Annotated in this window: 17 protein-coding genes and 1 tRNA gene; 6 read left to right on the forward strand and 12 right to left on the reverse strand. The window is 59.6% G+C overall.

Annotation, left to right across the window (positions count from 1 at the left end; all coding sequences use genetic code 11):
* Positions 1–32: 32 nt before the first annotated feature.
* The 3 genes from ggt to PMI30_RS09150 all read right to left on the reverse strand — a co-directional run bounded on the left by ggt (position 33) and on the right by PMI30_RS09150 (position 4,268).
* On the reverse strand, positions 33–1,877 hold the full coding sequence (ggt, locus tag PMI30_RS09160; RefSeq protein WP_008011927.1) for a gamma-glutamyltransferase: 1,845 nt from the start codon (positions 1,875–1,877) through the stop codon (positions 33–35).
* Positions 1,878–2,017: 140 nt separating this feature from the next.
* Positions 2,018–2,094: transfer RNA gene (locus tag PMI30_RS09155), tRNA-Met, on the reverse strand.
* Between the two features lie 116 nt (positions 2,095–2,210).
* The gene (locus tag PMI30_RS09150; RefSeq protein WP_008011929.1) at positions 2,211–4,268 is read right to left on the reverse strand and encodes a methyl-accepting chemotaxis protein; all 2,058 of its coding nucleotides are present in this window, start codon (positions 4,266–4,268) and stop codon (positions 2,211–2,213) included.
* Positions 4,269–4,592: 324 nt separating this feature from the next.
* Between PMI30_RS09150 and PMI30_RS09145 the strand changes: the two genes are divergently transcribed.
* A complete protein-coding gene (locus tag PMI30_RS09145; protein WP_008011931.1) occupies positions 4,593–5,810 on the forward strand; it encodes an MFS transporter in 1,218 nt (405 codons plus the stop codon).
* 209 nt (positions 5,811–6,019) lie between these two features.
* Here PMI30_RS09145 and PMI30_RS09140 read toward each other — a convergent pair whose 3' ends face one another.
* Positions 6,020–6,865, reverse strand: coding sequence for a helix-turn-helix domain-containing protein (locus PMI30_RS09140; protein WP_008011933.1), 846 nt, complete (start codon positions 6,863–6,865; stop codon positions 6,020–6,022).
* 83 nt (positions 6,866–6,948) lie between these two features.
* Between PMI30_RS09140 and PMI30_RS09135 the strand changes: the two genes are divergently transcribed.
* The 3 genes from PMI30_RS09135 to PMI30_RS09125 all read left to right on the forward strand — a co-directional run bounded on the left by PMI30_RS09135 (position 6,949) and on the right by PMI30_RS09125 (position 9,224).
* A complete protein-coding gene (locus PMI30_RS09135) occupies positions 6,949–7,572 on the forward strand; it encodes a glutathione S-transferase family protein (RefSeq protein ID WP_008011936.1) in 624 nt (207 codons plus the stop codon).
* A gap of 157 nt (positions 7,573–7,729) precedes the next feature.
* Positions 7,730–8,635, forward strand: a complete 906-nt coding sequence (locus PMI30_RS09130; RefSeq protein ID WP_008011938.1) for a DMT family transporter — start codon at positions 7,730–7,732, stop codon at positions 8,633–8,635.
* Positions 8,636–8,966: 331 nt separating this feature from the next.
* Positions 8,967–9,224 carry a DUF2790 domain-containing protein gene (locus tag PMI30_RS09125; RefSeq protein ID WP_008011940.1) on the forward strand — a complete coding sequence of 86 codons (258 nt, stop codon included), beginning with the start codon at positions 8,967–8,969 and terminating at the stop codon, positions 9,222–9,224.
* Between the two features lie 44 nt (positions 9,225–9,268).
* Here the strand turns inward: PMI30_RS09125 and PMI30_RS09120 are convergent, their stop codons facing one another.
* The 5 genes from PMI30_RS09120 to PMI30_RS09100 all read right to left on the reverse strand — a co-directional run bounded on the left by PMI30_RS09120 (position 9,269) and on the right by PMI30_RS09100 (position 15,408).
* Positions 9,269–10,204 (reverse strand): LysR family transcriptional regulator, encoded by a 936-nt coding sequence (locus PMI30_RS09120; RefSeq protein ID WP_008011942.1) that lies wholly within the window; start codon positions 10,202–10,204, stop codon positions 9,269–9,271.
* A gap of 127 nt (positions 10,205–10,331) precedes the next feature.
* Complete coding sequence (locus tag PMI30_RS09115) at positions 10,332–11,285, reverse strand: aldo/keto reductase (RefSeq protein ID WP_008011944.1); 954 nt, start codon at positions 11,283–11,285, stop codon at positions 10,332–10,334.
* Between the two features lie 22 nt (positions 11,286–11,307).
* Positions 11,308–12,774, reverse strand: a complete 1,467-nt coding sequence (locus tag PMI30_RS09110; RefSeq protein ID WP_008011946.1) for an efflux transporter outer membrane subunit — start codon at positions 12,772–12,774, stop codon at positions 11,308–11,310.
* A gap of 19 nt (positions 12,775–12,793) precedes the next feature.
* The gene (locus tag PMI30_RS09105) at positions 12,794–14,272 is read right to left on the reverse strand and encodes a DHA2 family efflux MFS transporter permease subunit (protein WP_008011947.1); all 1,479 of its coding nucleotides are present in this window, start codon (positions 14,270–14,272) and stop codon (positions 12,794–12,796) included.
* Complete coding sequence (locus tag PMI30_RS09100; RefSeq protein ID WP_008011950.1) at positions 14,272–15,408, reverse strand: HlyD family secretion protein; 1,137 nt, start codon at positions 15,406–15,408, stop codon at positions 14,272–14,274. The genes PMI30_RS09105 and PMI30_RS09100 overlap by 1 nt, the downstream gene beginning before the upstream one ends.
* A 270-nt stretch (positions 15,409–15,678) precedes the next feature.
* Between PMI30_RS09100 and PMI30_RS09095 the strand changes: the two genes are divergently transcribed.
* Complete coding sequence (locus tag PMI30_RS09095) at positions 15,679–16,302, forward strand: TetR/AcrR family transcriptional regulator (protein WP_008011952.1); 624 nt, start codon at positions 15,679–15,681, stop codon at positions 16,300–16,302.
* Between the two features lie 8 nt (positions 16,303–16,310).
* Entirely contained in the window at positions 16,311–16,826 is a 516-nt protein-coding gene (gene mug / locus PMI30_RS09090) for a G/U mismatch-specific DNA glycosylase (RefSeq protein WP_008011953.1), read from the forward strand.
* On the opposite strand, the gene PMI30_RS31975 is transcribed toward mug, so the two are convergent.
* From PMI30_RS31975 to pth, 3 genes are all read right to left on the reverse strand, one after another.
* On the reverse strand, positions 16,804–16,956 hold the full coding sequence (locus tag PMI30_RS31975; protein WP_443216309.1) for an integrase arm-type DNA-binding domain-containing protein: 153 nt from the start codon (positions 16,954–16,956) through the stop codon (positions 16,804–16,806). The two genes, mug and PMI30_RS31975, sit on opposite strands and share 23 nt — an antisense overlap.
* A 112-nt stretch (positions 16,957–17,068) precedes the next feature.
* Entirely contained in the window at positions 17,069–18,169 is a 1,101-nt protein-coding gene (gene ychF / locus PMI30_RS09085; RefSeq protein ID WP_008011955.1) for a redox-regulated ATPase YchF, read from the reverse strand.
* 22 nt (positions 18,170–18,191) lie between these two features.
* Entirely contained in the window at positions 18,192–18,776 is a 585-nt protein-coding gene (gene pth / locus PMI30_RS09080; protein ID WP_007905795.1) for an aminoacyl-tRNA hydrolase, read from the reverse strand.
* Positions 18,777–18,804 lie beyond the last annotated feature (28 nt).

Here is an 18,804-nt window from a genome sequence, read left to right on the forward strand (position 1 = left end):
CCGGTAAGCCTTTTCTCATTCCTGCGTACGACTCAATCCCCCAACGCTTCCCCCTCTCGCCGTGGATCGGCTCCGCCGGCCAACGCCGCTTTCCCTTGCGCATCCTTGACCCGAACAATCGCCTGGGTCCCGCTGGTCATGTCGATCTCGTTCACGCTGTGCCCTTTGTCCTTCAGCGCCTGAATCAGCGCGGGGCTGAACTGGCCTTGTTCCAGCTCTGTCGGGCCGTTGCGGCTGCCGAAGTTGGGCAGGTTGATGGCCGCTTGCGGATCGAGATTCCAGTCGAGCAGAGCGATAGTGGATTTGGCGACGTATTCGATGATCTGCGAGCCGCCAGGGGAGCCGACGGTGGCCAGAAACTCGCCGCTCTGGCGGTCGAAGATCAGCGTTGGCGCCATGGACGAACGCGGGCGTTTACCCGGTTCAACGCGGTTGGCGACTTTCTGTCCGTTCTCTTCGGGGATGAACGAGAAGTCGGTCATCTGGTTGTTGAGCAGAAAACCCTGGACCATCAAGTGCGAGCCAAACGCTGCTTCCACGGTGGTGGTCATGGACACCGCACCGCCTTCGTCATCGACCGCCACCACTTGCGAGGTAGAGATGCGCAGTGGCGAGCGGTCCGGCGCATAGGCAACCTGAATCCCCGGCGGGGTGCCGGGTTTGGCCTGACCCATGCTGCGGTCACCAATCAGCGCGGCGCGGCTGGCCAGGTAAGTCGGGTCGATCAGACCTTTTACCGGCACGGGTACGAAGTCGGTGTCGGCGACATACTGCGCTCGGTCGGCGTAAGCCAGGCGCTCGGCTTCGGCGATCAGGTGCACAGCTTCTGGGGCTGGTTCTGTGCCCGCCGGTTTGCTGGTCTTGATTGGTTTGAGTGGTGCCAGGGCAAAGCGCGGGTCGCGGGATTCCAGCGCCTGCAAGGTGCCGAGAATTTGCGCCACGGCGATCCCGCCCGACGACGGTGGCGGCATGCCGCAGACCTGCCAGCGTTTGTAGTCGGTGCACAGCGGCGCGCGTTCCTTGGCCTTGTAGCCTTGAAGGTCGTTCAGCGACAGGCTGCCGGGGTTGGCGTGGCCCTGAACCTTGGCGACGATCTCACTTGCGATCGGGCCTTTGTACAGCGCGTCGGGACCTTCCTTGGCGATGCGCTTGAACACTGCGGCGAGTGCCGGGTTCTTCAGCGGCGTACCGACGGCTTTCGGGCTGCCATCGGCATTCAGAAAGTAGGCGGCCATGTCCGGTGAACGCGGTATGAACGTATCTGCCGCGATTAACTGATGCAGTCGTGGCGAGATGGCGAAGCCTTGTTCCGCGAGTTTGATGGCAGGTTCGAACAGCTTCGCCCACGGCAGACGACCATGCTTGCGATGCGCCAGCTCCAGCGCCCGCAATACACCCGGCGTACCCACTGATCGCCCGCCGATCTGCGCTTGGGTGAACGGCATCGGTTTGCCGTCGGCTTGCAGGAATAGTTTCTCGCTGGCGTCGGCCGGAGCGGTTTCTCGACCGTCGTAGGTGCGTACAGCCTTGCCGTCCCACAGCACAATCAACGCGCCACCGCCGATACCCGACGATTGTGGCTCGACCAGCGTCAACACTGCTTGCATGGCAATGGCCGCATCAATCGCCGAGCCGCCCTCACGCAGCATCTCCCGTCCGGCTTCAGCTGCCAGCGGGTTGGCGGCGGCGGCCATGTGTTTCGAGGCGTGCCGGGTCTGCAGGTCAGTGCGATAACCAGAGGTGATTTCTGGCGCGACCGGCAGGGTCGAGACTGACGGTGAAGAGGGCGGGGCATTACAGGCGGCGAGGGTTAAAACGCTGGCAATCAGCGAAAGGGCTGACAGGCGAGAGAGGCTCAAGTGGAAGGCTGAGAACACGCGGGGCACTCCGTCCATGGGATAAAAGGTCTGAGGACTTTATCGGCCGAGGGAACGGTACGCAAATCAGGGATGGAGGCCGCGACTTTTCTCGAGGCATAAAAAAACGGCCTACCTTTCGGTAAGCCGTTTTTAGTACTTGGTGGCTACACAGGGACTTGAACCCCGGACCCCAGCATTATGAATGCTATGCTCTAACCAACTGAGCTATGTAGCCAAGTGGCGCGCATTATTCACCTGGAACGAAGATGCGTCAAGCGTAAATTTAAAATATTTCTCCACACTTTCAACCGCTTATCCCGCTGACCCGAAAAGTCGGGCCAGGGGATGGCGTCAACCGAGCTGAAATCTCCCGGTATTCGCACTCAAGGCCTTGCTGCCCTGACTCAAGGTGTCCGCAGCCAGGTTCACCGCCCGTGCGCCTTCAAGTAAGCGTACCGCCGCCTGATCGACTTGCTGGATGTTGCCGCTGACTTCATCGGCAGTGCTCGCTTGCTCTTCGACAGCAGTGGCGATTTGCGCCAGGGTGTCGGTGACGCTCTGCACCGCGCTGGCGATTTCCCCCAGGCGCTCGCCGAGACCGGTGACGGCTTGCGCATCCGATTGGGCCTGGCCGCAGGCGGCTTCCATCAGGCTTACGGCTTCGTTGACGGTGCTGCGCAGGCTGTCGACGGTGCCGGCGATTTGCGCAGTGGAGGACTGGGTGCGTTGCGACAGGCTGCGCACTTCATCGGCCACTACGGCAAAACCACGACCTTGCTCGCCGGCCCGTGCGGCCTCGATGGCGGCGTTGAGGGCCAGCAGGTTGGTCTGCTCGGCGACGCCGCGAATGGTATCGACCACCAATTGAATCTGCTGCCCTTGCTCGCTGACCCGCCCCAGTGCCGCCGCGGTGTCGTTCAAGCGTTGATTGAGCTGCTGAATACTCGCTGTCGTGCGTTGGCTGTCACGGCTGCTGTCGGCGGCGATGCGCTGGGTGTGCTGCGCGCTGCCTGAGGCCTGTTCGCAGCTCTGGGCGACTCCTTGGGAGGTCGCGGCCAATTGCGTGGCCGCAGCGGCGATCTGGCTGATCTGCAACTGCTGAGCTTCGACTTCCCCAAGGGCGCCACTCGAGTGATGGTTGAGGGTGCGCACCGCGTTGCTCAGCTGCAAGGTTTCATGATCGACCCCCAGCAGGCTGTTGCGCAGTTGCACCACCGCGACGTTGAGGGCGGTGCTGATAGCCGCCAGTTCGTCGCGGCCCTGCACTGGTACTTGCAGGCTCAGGTTGCCGTCACGCAACGCTTCGGCCAGTAGCGTGATGCCGCTGGCGCTGCGACGGATCGAGGCCTGCAAACAGATGAACAGGTACAGCGCAGCCAGTAGCAGGCAACCGAAAACTGTCGCCACCAGGATGAATTGGCGGATGGCCGAGCCGTGGTAATAGTCCAGCCGCTGATCCAGCGAAACCAACGATTGCTGGCGTAGCGAGGCGAGATCGCCGAGAAGGGCGTCGAGGCTGCGTTCAAAGTCTTCCGGCTTGAGGTTGATGCTGCCGCCGAAGACGCCCTCATCCAGCACTTTCAAACCGGCGTCCAGATGTTTGAGGCTGTCGTGGTATTGCCCGGCCCAGGTTTGCAGGGCGCTGGGCAGGCGTGTTTCCAGCAGGCCAGCCGTTTTAACAAGCTGCTCCCGCGCATCGCCGATGCGGCTACGCAAGTCCCGCAGTTGTAGACGGCTTTGCAGAGTGAACTGCCCGGATACTACCGAGGCCTGGCCGACGGCGGCGAGACGCCCGACCCGTTCGATCAGATCCGGTGCGTGTTGAGTGGAAATCTGTGTCAGCAGCCAGGTTTCCAGCCATGGCGCGAGGGTCAGGCGATTGTCCATCGCGATTTGTTCGCGCAAGGCTTGCAGAGCACTCAAGGCATTGGTGAAGCGATCGTAACCGTCCGGCCACCAACCGACGCTGCTCAGGCTTTTCGAGTCCAGGCCGGTGAGCGCGGTTTGCAGGGCCTGATAGCGGGTGAGGATTTGGCCCTCGGCGCCTTCGGTTTTCAGGGCATTGCCCAAATCCGTGGTGGCTTGGGCGACGGCCGGCTGAACCGCGTCGAACGCTGCCATCGCAGCGATGGTTGCGGGCGTCGGCTGGCGATTGGTTTCGGTGGCGCGCCAACGAGCGGCGCGGTCACGCTGGGCGGCGAGCAGATTGTCGAGTGCATCGAGGGCGAGCAATTGACGAACCCCGGCGCGTTCGCCGGAGATCAGGTTCAACTTGTCACGATAATCCTGACCGATCATCCACAGACTGCCCGCCAGTGGCAGGATAAACAGCAGAAACAGCAGCTGAAATTTGCGCGCGAAGCCGAAGCGCCCCAGTAGCCCGATCCCCGGTGATAAAAAAGCCTGCATGCCCCATGACTCCTCTGGACACCACGCATCATTAGCGTGCGTCGAGGTCATTGCGACCGCGACTGGTGCCCTTCTAAAAGGCCTCGAAAATTCCCCTTGGTCCGCTCTGTAGGCCGACTCTGTAGCGAAACTTCCCATTCTCGGTTCCCTTTGTAAGGGGCCGCGTTGAAGCGTATAAGCAAGGCAAGATTCAGACCATGGCGTTGCGCTATCACCTTCTTTTTTTGAAGTCGTTAGCAGGCTAAGGGGATGGCGCACCTGCACCGAAAAATGGCACATTGACCGACCTGCCAGTGCGCACCCATCCGCAGTACGGAAACTCTCATGGCCATCAGCAACGCTCAGTCCGCCGCCACGTCGGCGCCCGCCACTTCACAAAGCAGTCCGTTGGTCATGCGCATCATCGGCGCGGTGGCGCTGGCGCATTTGATCAACGACCTGATTCAGGCGGTATTGCCGTCGATCTATCCGATGCTCAAGGCCAGCTATGGCCTGACCTTCACCCAGATCGGTCTGATCACCCTGACCTTTCAACTGACGGCCTCGCTGTTGCAGCCATGGGTCGGTTACCACACTGATCGTCATCCCAAACCCTGGCTGTTGCCGGCCGGTACTGTCTGCACATTGATCGGCATTCTGATGATGTCTGTGGTCGGTAGCTTCCCGATGATTCTGCTGGCGGCGGGGTTGATCGGTGTCGGTTCATCGACCTTTCACCCGGAAGCTTCTCGTGTGGCGCGACTGGCCTCGGGTGGGCGTTTCGGCTTGGCGCAGTCGACGTTTCAGGTGGGCGGTAATGCGGGTTCGGCTTTCGGGCCGTTGTTGGCGGCAGCGATCATCATTCCCTACGGTCAGGGGCATGTGGCCTGGTTCGGATTGTTCGCGCTGTTTGCGCTGTTCGTGCTGTATCGGATCAGCCGTTGGTACGCCAACCACCTGAACCTGTTCAAGCTCAAACAAGGTCAGGCAGCGACTCACGGCTTGTCGAAAGGCCGGGTGATCAGCGCGCTGGTGGTACTTGGATTGCTGGTGTTCTCCAAGTATTTCTACATGGCCAGTCTCACCAGTTACTTCACGTTCTACCTGATTGAAAAATTTGACCTGTCGGTGGCCAGTTCGCAGCTGCATCTGTTCCTGTTTCTCGGTGCGGTAGCGGCGGGGACCTTCTTCGGCGGGCCGATCGGCGACAAGATCGGGCGCAAGGCAGTGATCTGGTTCTCGATCCTCGGTGTCGCACCGTTCACCCTGATCCTGCCCCACGTCGATCTGTTCTGGACCAGCGTCCTGAGCGTGGTGATCGGCTTCATCCTCGCCTCGGCGTTCTCGGCCATCGTGGTGTATGCGCAAGAGCTGGTGCCGGGGAATGTCGGGATGATTGCCGGGGTGTTCTTCGGCCTGATGTTCGGCTTCGGCGGGATTGGCGCCGCATTGCTCGGGCATCTGGCGGATATCCACGGCATTGAATACGTGTACTTCCTGTGCTCGTTCTTGCCGTTGCTTGGTGTGCTGGCGATCTTCCTGCCGAGAACCAAAAAAGCCTGAACACTACCGACCCGTAGGAGCGAGGCTTGCCCGCGAAGGCCGTTATGCCGTTTGCCTGAATCACCGCGTCATCGTTCTTCGCGGGCAAGCCTCGCTCCTACGTGTCGGAAGTGTCTCGTCCTGAATAGGGTTTACACCCTTCCGACTTCTTATCAGGAAGGTGCAATGGATACTGGCTCAAATGAGTCAGGCAATGGGGACGCACAAGCTCAGGTACTGCTTTTGCGGAAGCTGCCGGGTGTGATGCCCACTACTTTTTTGAAGGCCCGGGTCATGTGGCTTTGATCGAAGAAGCCGCAAGCGAACGACGCTTCTGCGAGGCTGGACCCGGTGCGCAGCAGTTTTTGGACCTGTGCGATTCGTTTCTGGATTTGATAGCTGTGGGGGGAGACGCCAACGCTTTTTTTGAACACCCGGATCAGGTAAAGAGGGTCAAGATTCACCAGTTGTGCCAGTTCTTCCAGAGACAGATGTTTGTCGAACTCGTCTTCGAGCTTCCTCTTGATCTTTTGCACTGCGTGCTGCTCAACCGCACTGACTGGTTCGATGGGCGCTCCGCTGCGCTCGAAGAGCTGGGTCACCAGATCCAGCAGGATAGTTTCCCGTTCAAGGCTGGAGGGGGATGTTTCAATGATTTGATGTTGATGCAAAAAGGTCCGGGCGAAGTCGGGGGCCTGGCTCAGAGCTGTTTGAAAAAGATGAATATGATCGTCTGAAAAACGCCCTTGAAACACCATCCGATTGACCCATTCGGGGTCGATATAGAGCATTCGATACATCCAGCCCTCATCATGCCCTGGCAAGCCGTCGTGGATCTCCCCGGGGGTAATGGTGACCACACTGCCAGCGACCCCCATGTAGTAACTGCCGCGATAAAAAAGCTTTTCAACACCGCTACTTATAACGCCGATAGCGTACCGGTCATGTGAATGTCGGCCGAAAGATTGAGTGCTGTAACGCGCAGATAGCAATTCACAGTCGCCTTCGGGTATACGCCAGAATTGAACAAAGTCCTTGTTTTTTTGAAGGGCTTTGTTATGGCGATTCTCATCCATTAATTGTCCAGTTTTGTGCAATACGTATGAAAAAAAGGTCGCTAAATTTAGCACCTATTTCACAACACAAGCTAGGGGATGCGATGTCTACAAAACTGGTAGTTGGGGATTTTAATAAGTCTTCATGGTCATTTCGTGCGTGGCTGGTTCTTGTGACAGCGGATGTTGCATTTGAAACCCTTCAGATCAAACTGGAACAAAGCGACACGCGTGAGCGCATTCTGGAGCACTCGCCTTCCGGTAAGGTACCGGCGCTGCTGCTTGATGATGTTGTCATCAACGACAGCCTGGCCATTAGCGAATATATTGCCGGCACATATCCGACCGCTAACCTTTGGCCTCAAGATTCACGGATCAGGGCCCTGGCACGAGCTGCTGCGGCAGAGATGCACTCCGGTTTCACCCATCTGCGCACGCAGATGTCGTTTGGCCTGAACACCGGTGACATCCCGGAAAGCCTGACCGCCGAGACCCGAGAGGAAATCATGCGGGTGTTCGCAATCTGGAAGCAGCTCCGTGAGGTGAGCGGTTCAACACAGTTCCTCTGCGGTGACTTTGGCATTGTTGATGCGATGTTTGTTCCGGTGGTGTTCCGCTTCCGTCGTTATGGGATTGCCATCCCTGAACAACTGCAGGGTTATGTCGAAAACATTCTGGGGTATGCGCCGGTACAACAATGGTTGAAGTTGGCCGCGCAAGAAGTTTAAAGGGTTGTGTGGCGGCTAACTATTAAAGCTAATTAAAAATTAGTTGTGTTTTTTGACGCGTGGCAGAAAAGACCTTTGGGGCTTTTCTGCTTTGTCGAGTCCGGTGTTTGTTGAGTGTTCATAAAGTTAATGCCGGTCTTTATCAATGAGGTTTCTCATGTCGACTAATAACAATCGGGCAATCATTGAATTGACCATCGGCGGACTGATGCTCAGTCTGTCTGCTCTAGCCGTCGCTTTCACCCATATCGGCGCGGGTGGCGCAGGGTTCTATCGGATGGTGTTCGCCTCGATCCTGTTCTTCCTGCTGCTCAAGGTGCGCAAAACACCGGTGCTGCTCAAAACCGCCAAGGCGCAGCTGTACACCGCGTTGGCTGGGGTGTTTCTGGCCATTGACCTGGTGCTTTGGCACCAGAGCATCTATATCGTCGGCCCGGGTATCGGGTCGATCCTGACCAACTGTCAGGTGTTCTTCATGACCCTGCTGGGGTTGTACCTGTTGAAGGAAAAACCTTCGATCTACTTCCTGGTATCCATTACCTTGGCATTTGTTGGGCTCTATCTGTTGTTGCTACCCGAGATGACCAGTGCGGTAGGGATCAAGGGCGTGGTGTATGGCGTGCTGTCGGGACTGGCGTATGCCATCTGCGTGTACTTCCTGAAGATCAACACCCAGTTGCCTGACGGCGGGGGTGACAAGATCGCACAGATGCTCAATTTGAGTCTTTGGGCGGCACTGGTTCTGCTGACATACGCGCTGGCAACTGGGGAAAGCCTGGCCATCGTGGATGGGCACACCTTGCTGATGTTGATCATATACGGGGTGCTGGTGCAGTTTGTCGGCTGGTTGTTGGTCAACCGTTCGATTGGAGCCATCAGCCTGGGGTTGGCCGGTCTGATCCTGCTACTGGAGCCGGTGATCACGTATTTCATTGATGTCACCTTTCTCGGCAAGGCCAGCTCCACGCTGCAGATTTGTGGCGCGCTGCTGACTATCTTTGCGGTTTACATTGGCTCAATCAAACCGCCTGAGAAAGCGCACCCTTTACCCGAAGCGACCTGATAGAAGGTGTATCACGGCGGTATCGTGAATGACGGGCTGTCATGGCCAGTGAGTTGGTGATTACGCCTGAATTGCTGGCGGAGCTGGATAGACTGGCGTAGCGCTAGAGGAGAATGGGGACAGCTTCACTTTCGCTCCCAAAACGTCCGTTCTGGCCCATTTCAGTCTGTCGCGACCGACTGAAAGCGACTGAACCCAGCCATTCATCCCTGATTCGGCAACAGTGTTTGTCCCTCCGATCGATTTTTCCCGCCGCCGTCATCCCATAGCATCGTCCTCAAGCCGCCAGCAATCGTGCTGAAGCGGCCCACTCAACGAGACGGTGACCAACATGAACACGATGAAAATGGCGATGGTGTTATTGCTTGGTAGCCTAGGCGCGCAGGCCTATGCGGATACGGTGCCGACGACAAACCTTCGGGTCGAAACCTATGACTACTCGACGAAGCTCGATATCGAGCATGTGATTTCGATCACTGAGCCGGCGAATGAGTGCGCACCGGTGCCGGTTCAGATGACCTATGAAGATTCCCATGGTCAGCGCCATGTCCTGCAATATCAAATAATGGGCACTGGCTGTTCCAGTTGATTCGGTGCGGAGGATGGAGGGTCGACACTCCATATCTGCTGTACTCAGTCTTTTCTTGCTCCAGCAACGTGCTCATCCGATGCCAGCAATTGCGGGATCGATAGCTTGAGAAAATCCACCCAGGTTTTGGTCTTCGCATCGACGAACTTGCGCGACGGATAGATCGCGAACAGGTTCAACTCCTCCAGCCGGTACTCCGGCAACACCCGCACCAACGTCCCCGCCCGCAGGCCATCCACGGCCGATGCTATCGGCTGAATGCCGATTCCCATGCCTTTTCTGATCGCGATGGTCATGCCGTCGGCGGTATTGATATGGAAGGGCGACAAGGGAATGGTAATGGTCTCCATGCCTTGCGGGCCTTCGAACGTCCAGTTCTCCACTGGCATGACCGTGTTGACGATCCGCAGGCACTCATGTTCACCGAGGGCGCTGGGTGAGTCGGGCCTGCCGCGTTTTTCCAGGTAGGCCGGCGACGCGCAGAGGATGCTGTAAGTGATGCCCAGACGCTGAGCGACGAAGCCTGAATCAGGCAGTTCGCGGGCCAGTACGATGGACATGTCGTAGCCTTCTTCGAGCAGGTCCGGCACGCGGTTGGTCAGGGTCAGGTCGAACATCACCGTGGGGTGAATCTCCCGGTAGCGGGCGATGGCGTCGATCACATAGTGGTTGCCGATGGCCGACATTGCGTGGATTTTCAAACGACCCACGGGCAGGGTCTGCGCGGTGCCGGCTTCCTCGTCGGCCTCGCGGACATCATCGAGGATGCGTTCGCAGCGTTGCAGGTAACGTACGCCGGCTTCGGTCAGGGCGAGGCGGCGGGTAGTGCGGTTGATAAGGCGTGTGTGCAGACGGGCTTCAAGGGCGGAAACGGCTTTGGAGACGTTGGTCGTGGTGGTGTCGAGCAACTCGGCGGCCGCAGTGAAACTGCCACTCTGAGCGACGGCGACGAAGAAACGCATGCTCTGGAAAACGTCCATTGGTTGTTCGCCTTATGGGGGACGGTGTCTGGGAGTCGGTGCTCACCTTCAATGGCAGCCCCTCACCCTAACCCTCTCCCGGAGGGCGGGGGGGGGAGGGCTTCAATCTGCATCACGCCACTGCACTTCAAGCCGGACGCCTCGGAATAAACCCGGGCACCCCGGTTTCCACCACCGAATTGAAGCGGATCCGCGTGCTGATGTCTTCCTTGATCTCACGCATCGCCCGCTGCGCCAATGTCGCGATATCAAAGTTCTCCTGAATATGGCTGGGCGTTGCCGACGTCGTCAGGAATGCCGTGCCACGTTGCACCGCCCACGCCAGTGCCACTTGCGCCGGGGTCTTCTGCACATGCCGGGCGATGCCGGTCAGCACTGCCTCTTCAAGCACATTCGGCTCCATCCCGTGCCCCAGTGGCGCGAAGGCCAAAAGGATGATGCCGTGCTGTTGGCAGAACTCGAGCATTTCCCATTCCGGGAGGTACGGGTGCGACTCAATCTGCACCACGGCCGGTTTGATCCGTGCCGCCGCAACAATCTTTTTCAGCGCCTCCAGGGTGATGTCCGACAAGCCGATGGATTTGCAGCGGCCTTCATCCACCAGGCTTTCCAGCGCACGCCAGGTATCGAGCAAGGTGATCTCGCCATCGTATATAACGTGGCCGAACACGTCCCGCGGGTCCTGATCGTCACCCGGCTGGAAAGCGAATGGCGTGTGGATCAGGTAGCAATCGATGTAGTCGGTTTGCAGCCGTTGGCAGCTTGCTTCGAATGCAGGCTTGACCCGCTCGGGCCGGTGATTGGTGTTCCACAGCTTGGTGGTGATGAACACGTCTTCGCGGCGAATGTGGCCGGCGGCGAAGACCTGCTGGAACGCCACGCCGATCTGCGCTTCATTACGATAACGCTCGGCGCAGTCGAAGTGGCGAAAACCCACCTCCAACGCGCATTTGACCGCTTCAGTGGTCGTGCTCGGATCGCGGAACAAGGTGCCGAAGCCAACGGCCGGCATAGCGCCTGCGCCGTTGTTGAGCGGCCAGCGGGTGTCGCGAAGCTCATCGTGAAAGGCTTCGTAGGTCATGGTTTTTCTCCAATGTCGGTGGTTACAGCGGTGTTTGCTCGTTGCCTGCACGCGCGGCGAGTTTTTGCTCGAAGACACCGACGGAATTGCCGCCCAGCGCCACGAACAGTTGCACCGTGTCGAGATAACGCGCGGTCTTCACTTGAATCTGCCCAAGCAGCGCCTGCTCGTACGCACGCTCGGCCTCGAGCACTTGCAGGACGCTGTTTTCGCCTTGGGCGTAAGCCTGTTGGTTGAGCCGGAAACTGCTGTCGGCGGCGCGCAACGCATCATCCTGCGCGAGGTATTGCTCGGCGCCGTGATGGATCGCCTGCAAGGTGTCCGCGACCTGGCCGAACGACTGAATCACCGTCTGTTGATAGCGTGCGAGCGAGGCGTTGTAGCCATCGACTGCTGCCTGACGCTCGGCCTTGAGTGTGCCGCCATTGAAGATCGGTGCGGTCAGTCCGGCAGCAAAACCCCACAGTGCGGCGCCGCCATTGCCGGAGGCCGCTTGAGCCAGCGAGGCCGACAGTTCGATCCGCGGATAGAGATTGGCCGTGGCCACACCTATGGCCGCGCTAGCCATGTGCAGTTCGGCTTCGGCCTGCAAGATGTCCGGACGGGTGCGGGCCATTTCCGAGGGCAGGCTCACCGGCAGACTCGTCGGCAAGGCAAACTCGTCGAGGGTGAAGTCCGGCGCGATCCAGTCGGCCGGGCCTTTGCCTGCGAGAATCGACAACGCATGTCGCGCCGCATCGCGCTGCTGGGCGAGCGGCGGCAGCAGGGTGCGATCCTGCGCGAGCCGGGTTTCGGCCAGCGACACATCGATGCGCGTCGTGGTGCCGCTCTGTTGTGCGCGCTGCACCAGATCAAGGTTTTTTGTGTCATTGGCCAGCAGCGTTTGCACAGCCTCGATCTGCGCGTTGGCCGAGGCGAGCAGCAACGCCTGTCGGGTCACTTCACCGGTCAACGTGAGGTAGGCCGCTTCATAGCGATGCTTGTGTAAATCGGCCAACGCCTGTTGGCCTTCGACTTCGCGTTTGATGCCGCCGAAGGCATCCAGATCGAATGCGACTCGTGGTCCGATGGCATAGACATTGGCAACGCTCGGCTCCGGCCCATTGTGGGTCCGTTGCCGACCGCCCGCCGCGGCGAAGTCCACTTGCGGGTACCGCGCACCTTCCGCCACCGCAACGGAGGCGGCGGCCTGGCGCAGAGTCGCGTCAGCCGCGACCAGTTCGAGGTTGCCGTCGATGGCGCGGCGCATCAGCTGATCGAGTTTCGGTGAGCGCAGCGCTGTCCACCAATCGCCGTGAATGCGTTGGCCCATATCGAAGCGTTGATCGCCAGACGATTGTTCGGCTTGCTGATCATAGTGCTGCGACGAACCGGCGGCGGGGCGTTGAAAATCGGGTCCGACGGTGCAGGCCGAGAGCATTACCAATATGGCCAATGCACTGAAGGCGCTGGGGATTGCAGAGTGAGTGAAGCGCGTAGACGTTTTCATTTTGCAGACTCCACGAATATCAGTTGGCCGCAGCAGGTTTGCGCAGCAACAACACCAGCGGACTCACCACGAGCATCGCCAGCATCAGAATCTTGAACTGGCCCATCAACGCGACGAACGCGGCCTGATGGGTCACCAGGTGGTTCAAACCTTCCAGCGCCGGTAGCGACGTCGGCAGCGTCACGCGATAGGGCGTCAGTTGGCTGACCAGCGCCACGTGCATCGCCTGGGTGTTGTTGAAGAAAAAGATCTGCACCACCGCCACACCGAGGGTGCTGCCGTAGACCCGCATCAAGTTGAAAAGGCCGGTGGCTTCCGGGCGCAATGCTGGGTTGATCGTGCTGAAAGCGACCTTGCTCAACGCCGGCATCAGCACGCCGAGGCCGACCCCCTGGATGAACCCGGTCAGCGCCACGGGTGTCCAGTCCATCAACGGCGAGTAGCCGAGCATCAGCCAGTTGGCGTAGACCACCAGGGCAATGCCAGCGGCGATTAACACACGGGTGTCGATCCACAGCGGCACACGGCCCATCAACAGGAACGCGCCAACCAAGCCAATGCCGCGTGGAATGGTCAGGAACCCGGTGGTGTCCGGTGGGTAGCCGAGGATCTCGTCGAGCATCGGTGAGGTCAGCGCCATGGTCGACAGCAGTACAAAGCCGAGGGCGAAGAACATCACCGTCGACAGCACGAAGTTGCGGTCAGCGAGCAAAGCCTTGCTGACAAAGTGCACCTTGGCGGTCAACCGATGCACGGCGAACAGGTACAGCCCGAGCACGCAGGCCAGCGCTTCGATCCAGATTTCCACCGAGTCGAACCAGTCCAGGCGTTCGCCACGGTCGAGGAGCATCTGCAGGCCGATCATGCCGAGGGTGAAGGTGCCGAAACCGAAGAAATCGAACGGCGGACGCTGATCGGCTTTTTTCTCCGCGAGCAGCAACGCCACCACCATGAAGATGTACCCCGTCAACGGCAGGCTGAGGTAGAACATCGGCCGCCAGTCGAAGTACTCGCAGATCAAGCCGCCAATGCCCGGGCCGCTGACGATGCCGAACAGCACCAGCGCCGTCCATTTCGCCCCGAACGCAGGACGCTTTTCCGCAGGCAGCGTTTCCAGGGCAATCGCCATCGACAGCGGTGCCAGTACACCGCTGGCCAAGCCTTGCAGAATGCGCGCGGCGATGAACTCCAGCGGCGTGCTCGCTAACGTGCCGAGCCACAGGCTGAGCGCAAACAACACCAGCGCAATCTGATAAACCCGCTTCAATCCGTACGATGCGGCGAGCCACTGGGCAATCGGCAAGGTGATCGCGCTGGCGGCCAGATAAGCCGTGAAAATCCACCCGGCCTGATCGTCGGTCATCGACAGGCTGCCTTGTATCAAGCGCAGGGCAGCATTGGGCAGCGGCAGATTCACCGATTGCAGGTAGGTCGCCAGCAGAGCGACGAAGCGCAGCGCGCGCAGATCGGCAGCCTTGGTGTGAGAGATGGTGTTCATCACGAGTTACCCGCGCTGAGCAATGACTTGAGCGGATACCACCACGGCGTACGGTGCCCGGTGTCGACCTGAACTGTTGCGCTGGTGCCGGAGAACAGCGGCAGGGCCGGGTCGGCGTCGTCGAGTTCGAGACGCACCGGCACCCGCTGCACCACCTTCACCCAGTTGCCGGTCGCATTCTCTGGCGGCAGCAGGGCAAAGTCGGCCCCGGCGCCGGGGCTCATGCTGATTACATGAGCCTTGAACGGCCGATCCGGGTAGGTATCGAGGGTGATCGTCGCGGTCTGGCCGGGGCGCATATGCGTGACCTGGGTTTCGCGGAAGTTGGCTTCGACCCAGATCTCGCGATCGGAAATCAACGCGAACGCGGCGCTGCCGTTGTTGACGTAATTGCCAACCTGCAAGTCGTCGACCTTGGCGACGATGCCGTCGGCCGGCGCGGTCACCGTGGCGTAGGACAGATAGAGTTGCGCTTCGTCGAGCTGGGCCTTGGCTTCGCGCACGGTCGGGTGACGGTCGATGGCGATGTCCGGATCGCCGTTGAGAGCGACCACGGTGCTGGCGATCTGTTGCTCGATCGAAGCGATGCGTTGGCGCGAGACTTTCAGGTCGGTCTCGGCGCGCTCATAGGCAGCCCGCGAGACGAACTCGGTGGCAATCAGCGCTTTCTTGCGGGCGAACTCTTTCTGATCGTATTCCGCCGACGCCCGCGCCGATTGCAGTTCGGCCTGTTGCTGGCGATAGCTGGCCTTGAGGCCATCGATGCGCAGGCGAGCGTTGCCCTGCTGGGCTTCGGCGCGGTCGACAGCAATCTGAAACGGCTGCGCGTCGATGCGAAACAGCACTTGTCCCTTGCGCACGGGTTGGTTGTCGTCAACGGCGACCTCGACCACTTGCCCGGAAACCCGCGCATTGATCGACGACTTGGCCACGCGGGCATAGGCGTTGTCGGTGGACACGAAAGGCTCGTTCGCCCTGTATTGGCTGTAACCGATGACGGCGAACAGCGCGGGCAGGCCAGCCATCAGCAGTGGCCGCAGCTTTTGCTTGAGTGGCTTTTTCGGCGGTGTGCCCGCCAGATCCCGGATCGGCTGGGCGCTGGCGTGTTCTGCGGTGAGATCAATTGGCTTGGTCATGATCTGCTCTATCCAAGGTGCTGAAGCCAAAACGGGACATCGGGCCGACCCGGGCAATCGCCTGTGGCCGCGACGTGATTAATTGCTGCGAGAAATCAAATCCGTACGCGGTGGGGGAGGATCGCTCCGTACCGCTGTTTCGTCGTTGCCACACCCGATTCGAGCTGCACTACAACAAAGCTGCTGACCAAGGAATTTCTGGTTTCTTAATTTTGTGCGATGGTGTAAGAATATGAGCGGCTTCTACTCCTTGCAAGGAATTTGTACGGTATGGCACAAAATAAAACGACAGAAGGAAAAGGCCGCGGCCGACCTCGCGCGTATGACCCGCAGACAGCGCTGCAACAGGCCCTTGGCGTGTTCTGGAACACCGGCTACTCCGGCGCTTCGCTGGACAGCATTGCCACGGCGGCGGGAATGAACCGGCCAAGCCTGTACGCCGCGTTCGGCGATAAACATGCGCTCTACATCAAGGCACTCGATCAATACTGGGACACCGCGCATACCGCCATGCAGGCGGCATTGACCGACAACAGCCTGACCCTGGCGCAGGCGCTGACCGGTTTTTATGAAGGGCAATTGGCGATCTACTTCTCGGGCGACGGACAGCCCCGTGGCTGCTTTGCCATCGGCACGGCGACCACCGAGGCTGTCGAAGACCCGGAAATCCGCAATGTGCTGTCGGCCAGGCTCAGCCAGTTGGATGCTGACCTTGAAGCGCGCCTGCAAACGGCGATCGAGGCCGGCGAACTGAAACCTGATAGCGACCTGGCCGCGCTGGCGGTGATCGCCTCTTCGCTGCTGCACAGCATTTCGATCCGCGCCCGGGCGGGCAAATCCCGTGAAGAGCTGGCCGCGATCGTGCGTAACGCCGTCATCGTCATCTGCGGCTGAGCGCTACCATGAACGACCTCGACGATATTCTCGCGGAAGATCTGTCAGTGGTCTTTTGCGGCATCAATCCCGGCCTGCTTGCGGCGGAGCAGGGGCATCATTTTGCCGGGCGCAGCAATCGGTTCTGGCGCACGCTGCATCTGGCCGGGTTCACGGCCGAAGAAATACGCCCGGAAAACGACCGCTCAATTCTTCAGTACCAGTGCGGATTGACGGCGGTGGTAGCACGGCCAACCGCGCGGGCGGATCAAGTGTCGGCGCAGGAATTCGTCGCCGCCGCGGTCGATTTCGAGCAGAAGATTGCCCGCTACAATCCACGCCATGTAGCGTTTCTCGGCAAAGCGGCTTATTCGGGACTGTCCGGGCAGAAGATCATTGCGTGGGGGCTTCAGCCCGAGACCTTCGGCAATGCGGTTGTCTGGGTGCTGCCCAACCCCAGCGGGCGCAATCTGGCGTTTACCCTGGAACAATTGGTGGCGGCGTATCAGCAGCTATCACGGGCTACCGGTTTTCAAACAGGCTGAGTGTCAGCCTCGACACGCGCCGAGAGCTTCGAAGCTCGAAACGGTAGCGCCACTCTTTTGAGCCGTTGGGTTTGACCCATAGGCGCAGCCCTTTTCCGTCGGTGAGCTTGTAGGGCTTGTCCTTCAACAACCCAGATCACAATGGAGGAGGATGGTGACCCCAAGACGCAAAAATCCCCGCATCAGCGAGTGATTGCGGGGATTTTTAGTCTATCGAGTTCCGTGTAAATCCACGGTCACCGTTACACGTTGAAACGGAAGTGCATCACGTCGCCGTCTTTAACGATGTAATCCTTGCCTTCCAGGCGCCATTTACCGGCTTCTTTGGTGCCGGCTTCGCCCTTGTACTGAATGAAGTCGTCGTAGGCGATGACTTCGGCGCGGATGAAGCCTTTTTCGAAGTCGGTGTGGATCACGCCAGCGGCTTGTGGTGCGGTGGCACCGACGCGGACGGTCCAGGCGCGGACTTCTTCGACACCAGCGGTGAAGTAGGTCTGCAGGTGCAGCATTTCGTAGCCGGCGCGGATTACGCGGTTCAGGCCAGGCTCTTCGAGGCCCAATGCTTCGAGGAACATGTCTTTCTCTTCGCCGTCTTCCAGTTCGGCGATTTCGGCTTCGATCTTGTTGCAGACCGGAACCACCATGGCGCCTTCTTCTTCGGCGATGGCCTTGACGATGTCCAGCAGCGGGTTGTTCTCGAAACCGTCTTCAGCGACGTTGGCGATGTACATGACCGGCTTGGTGGTCAGCAGATGGAAGCCACGAATCACCGCTTTGTCGTCGGCGCCCATGTTCTTCATCAGCGTGCGCGCTGGCTTGCCGAGGGTGAAGTGAGCGATCAGTTGCTCCAGCAGGCCTTTCTGGACCACGGCGTCCTTGTCACCACCCTTGGCGTTGCGGGCGACTTTCTGCAGTTGCTTCTCGCAGCTGTCGAGATCGGCGAAGATCAGTTCCAGGTCGATGATTTCGATGTCGCGTTTCGGGTCGACGCTGTTGGAGACGTGAATCACGTTCTCGTCTTCGAAGCAGCGGACCACGTGGGCGATGGCATCGGTCTCGCGGATGTTGGCGAGGAATTTGTTGCCCAGGCCTTCACCTTTCGAGGCGCCGGCAACCAGGCCAGCGATGTCGACGAATTCCATGGTGGTCGGCAGGATGCGCTTTGGATTGACGATGGCTGCCAGGGCTTCCAGGCGCGGATCCGGCATCGGCACGATACCGGTGTTCGGCTCGATGGTGCAGAAGGGGAAGTTCTCGGCCGCGATCCCGGATTTGGTCAGGGCGTTGAATAGGGTGGACTTGCCGACGTTAGGCAGGCCGACGATGCCGCAATTGAATCCCATGGTGTTTTCCCCGAGGAGTGAGTCAGGCCTTCTGGCTGTGCAGGTTTTTCATCGCGCGGTTCCATTCACCGGCGAGGATATCCGGCAGCACGCCGAGGGCAAAGTCGATGCTGGCATCGAGTTTTTCCTGTTCGGCGCGTGGCGCACGACCCAGGACGAAATTTGAAACCATACTGGCAACGCCCGGGTGGCCAATGCCAAGCCGCAAGCGGTGAAAGGTATTCTGATTGCCCAGTTGCGCGATGATGTCGCGCAACCCGTTATGACCGCCATGGCCGCCGCCCTGTTTGAGCTTGGCAACGCCCGGAGGCAGATCGAGTTCGTCATGCGCCACCAGGATTTCTTCAGGCTTGATGCGGAAGAAGCCGGCAAGTGCCGCGACGGCCTGGCCGCTGCGGTTCATGTAGGTGGTGGGAATCAGCAGACGAACATCCTGACCCTGATGCGAATAGCGCCCGGTCAGGCCGAAATACTTGCGATCGGCCACAAGGTTGACACCCTGCGCGTGCGCGATGCGCTCAACAAAAAGGGCCCCTGCGTTATGCCGGGTCTGTTCGTATTCAGCGCCTGGATTTCCCAGGCCAACGATCAGTTTGATGGCAGTCACGATAGGGGCCCTTCCTTGAAGTGATGGA

This window comes from Pseudomonas sp. GM50 (genome assembly GCF_000282375.1).
Lineage (GTDB): Bacteria > Pseudomonadota > Gammaproteobacteria > Pseudomonadales > Pseudomonadaceae > Aquipseudomonas.

Excerpts from the sequence above, each read along its gene's own strand:
- PMI30_RS09150 (WP_008011929.1), bottom strand. The coding sequence starts at position 4,268 with ATGCAGGCTTTTTTATCACCGGGGATCGGGCTACTGGGGCGCTTCGGC.
- PMI30_RS09145 (WP_008011931.1), top strand. The coding sequence starts at position 4,593 with ATGGCCATCAGCAACGCTCAGTCCGCCGCCACGTCGGCGCCCGCCACT.
- PMI30_RS09140 (WP_008011933.1), bottom strand. The coding sequence starts at position 6,865 with ATGGATGAGAATCGCCATAACAAAGCCCTTCAAAAAAACAAGGACTTT.
- PMI30_RS09135 (WP_008011936.1), top strand. The coding sequence starts at position 6,949 with ATGTCTACAAAACTGGTAGTTGGGGATTTTAATAAGTCTTCATGGTCA.
- PMI30_RS09130 (WP_008011938.1), top strand. The coding sequence starts at position 7,730 with ATGTCGACTAATAACAATCGGGCAATCATTGAATTGACCATCGGCGGA.
- PMI30_RS09125 (WP_008011940.1), top strand. The coding sequence starts at position 8,967 with ATGAACACGATGAAAATGGCGATGGTGTTATTGCTTGGTAGCCTAGGC.
- PMI30_RS09120 (WP_008011942.1), bottom strand. The coding sequence starts at position 10,204 with ATGGACGTTTTCCAGAGCATGCGTTTCTTCGTCGCCGTCGCTCAGAGT.
- PMI30_RS09115 (WP_008011944.1), bottom strand. The coding sequence starts at position 11,285 with ATGACCTACGAAGCCTTTCACGATGAGCTTCGCGACACCCGCTGGCCG.
- PMI30_RS09110 (WP_008011946.1), bottom strand. The coding sequence starts at position 12,774 with ATGAAAACGTCTACGCGCTTCACTCACTCTGCAATCCCCAGCGCCTTC.
- PMI30_RS09105 (WP_008011947.1), bottom strand. The coding sequence starts at position 14,272 with ATGAACACCATCTCTCACACCAAGGCTGCCGATCTGCGCGCGCTGCGC.
- PMI30_RS09100 (WP_008011950.1), bottom strand. The coding sequence starts at position 15,408 with ATGACCAAGCCAATTGATCTCACCGCAGAACACGCCAGCGCCCAGCCG.
- PMI30_RS09095 (WP_008011952.1), top strand. The coding sequence starts at position 15,679 with ATGGCACAAAATAAAACGACAGAAGGAAAAGGCCGCGGCCGACCTCGC.
- mug (WP_008011953.1), top strand. The coding sequence starts at position 16,311 with ATGAACGACCTCGACGATATTCTCGCGGAAGATCTGTCAGTGGTCTTT.
- ychF (WP_008011955.1), bottom strand. The coding sequence starts at position 18,169 with ATGGGATTCAATTGCGGCATCGTCGGCCTGCCTAACGTCGGCAAGTCC.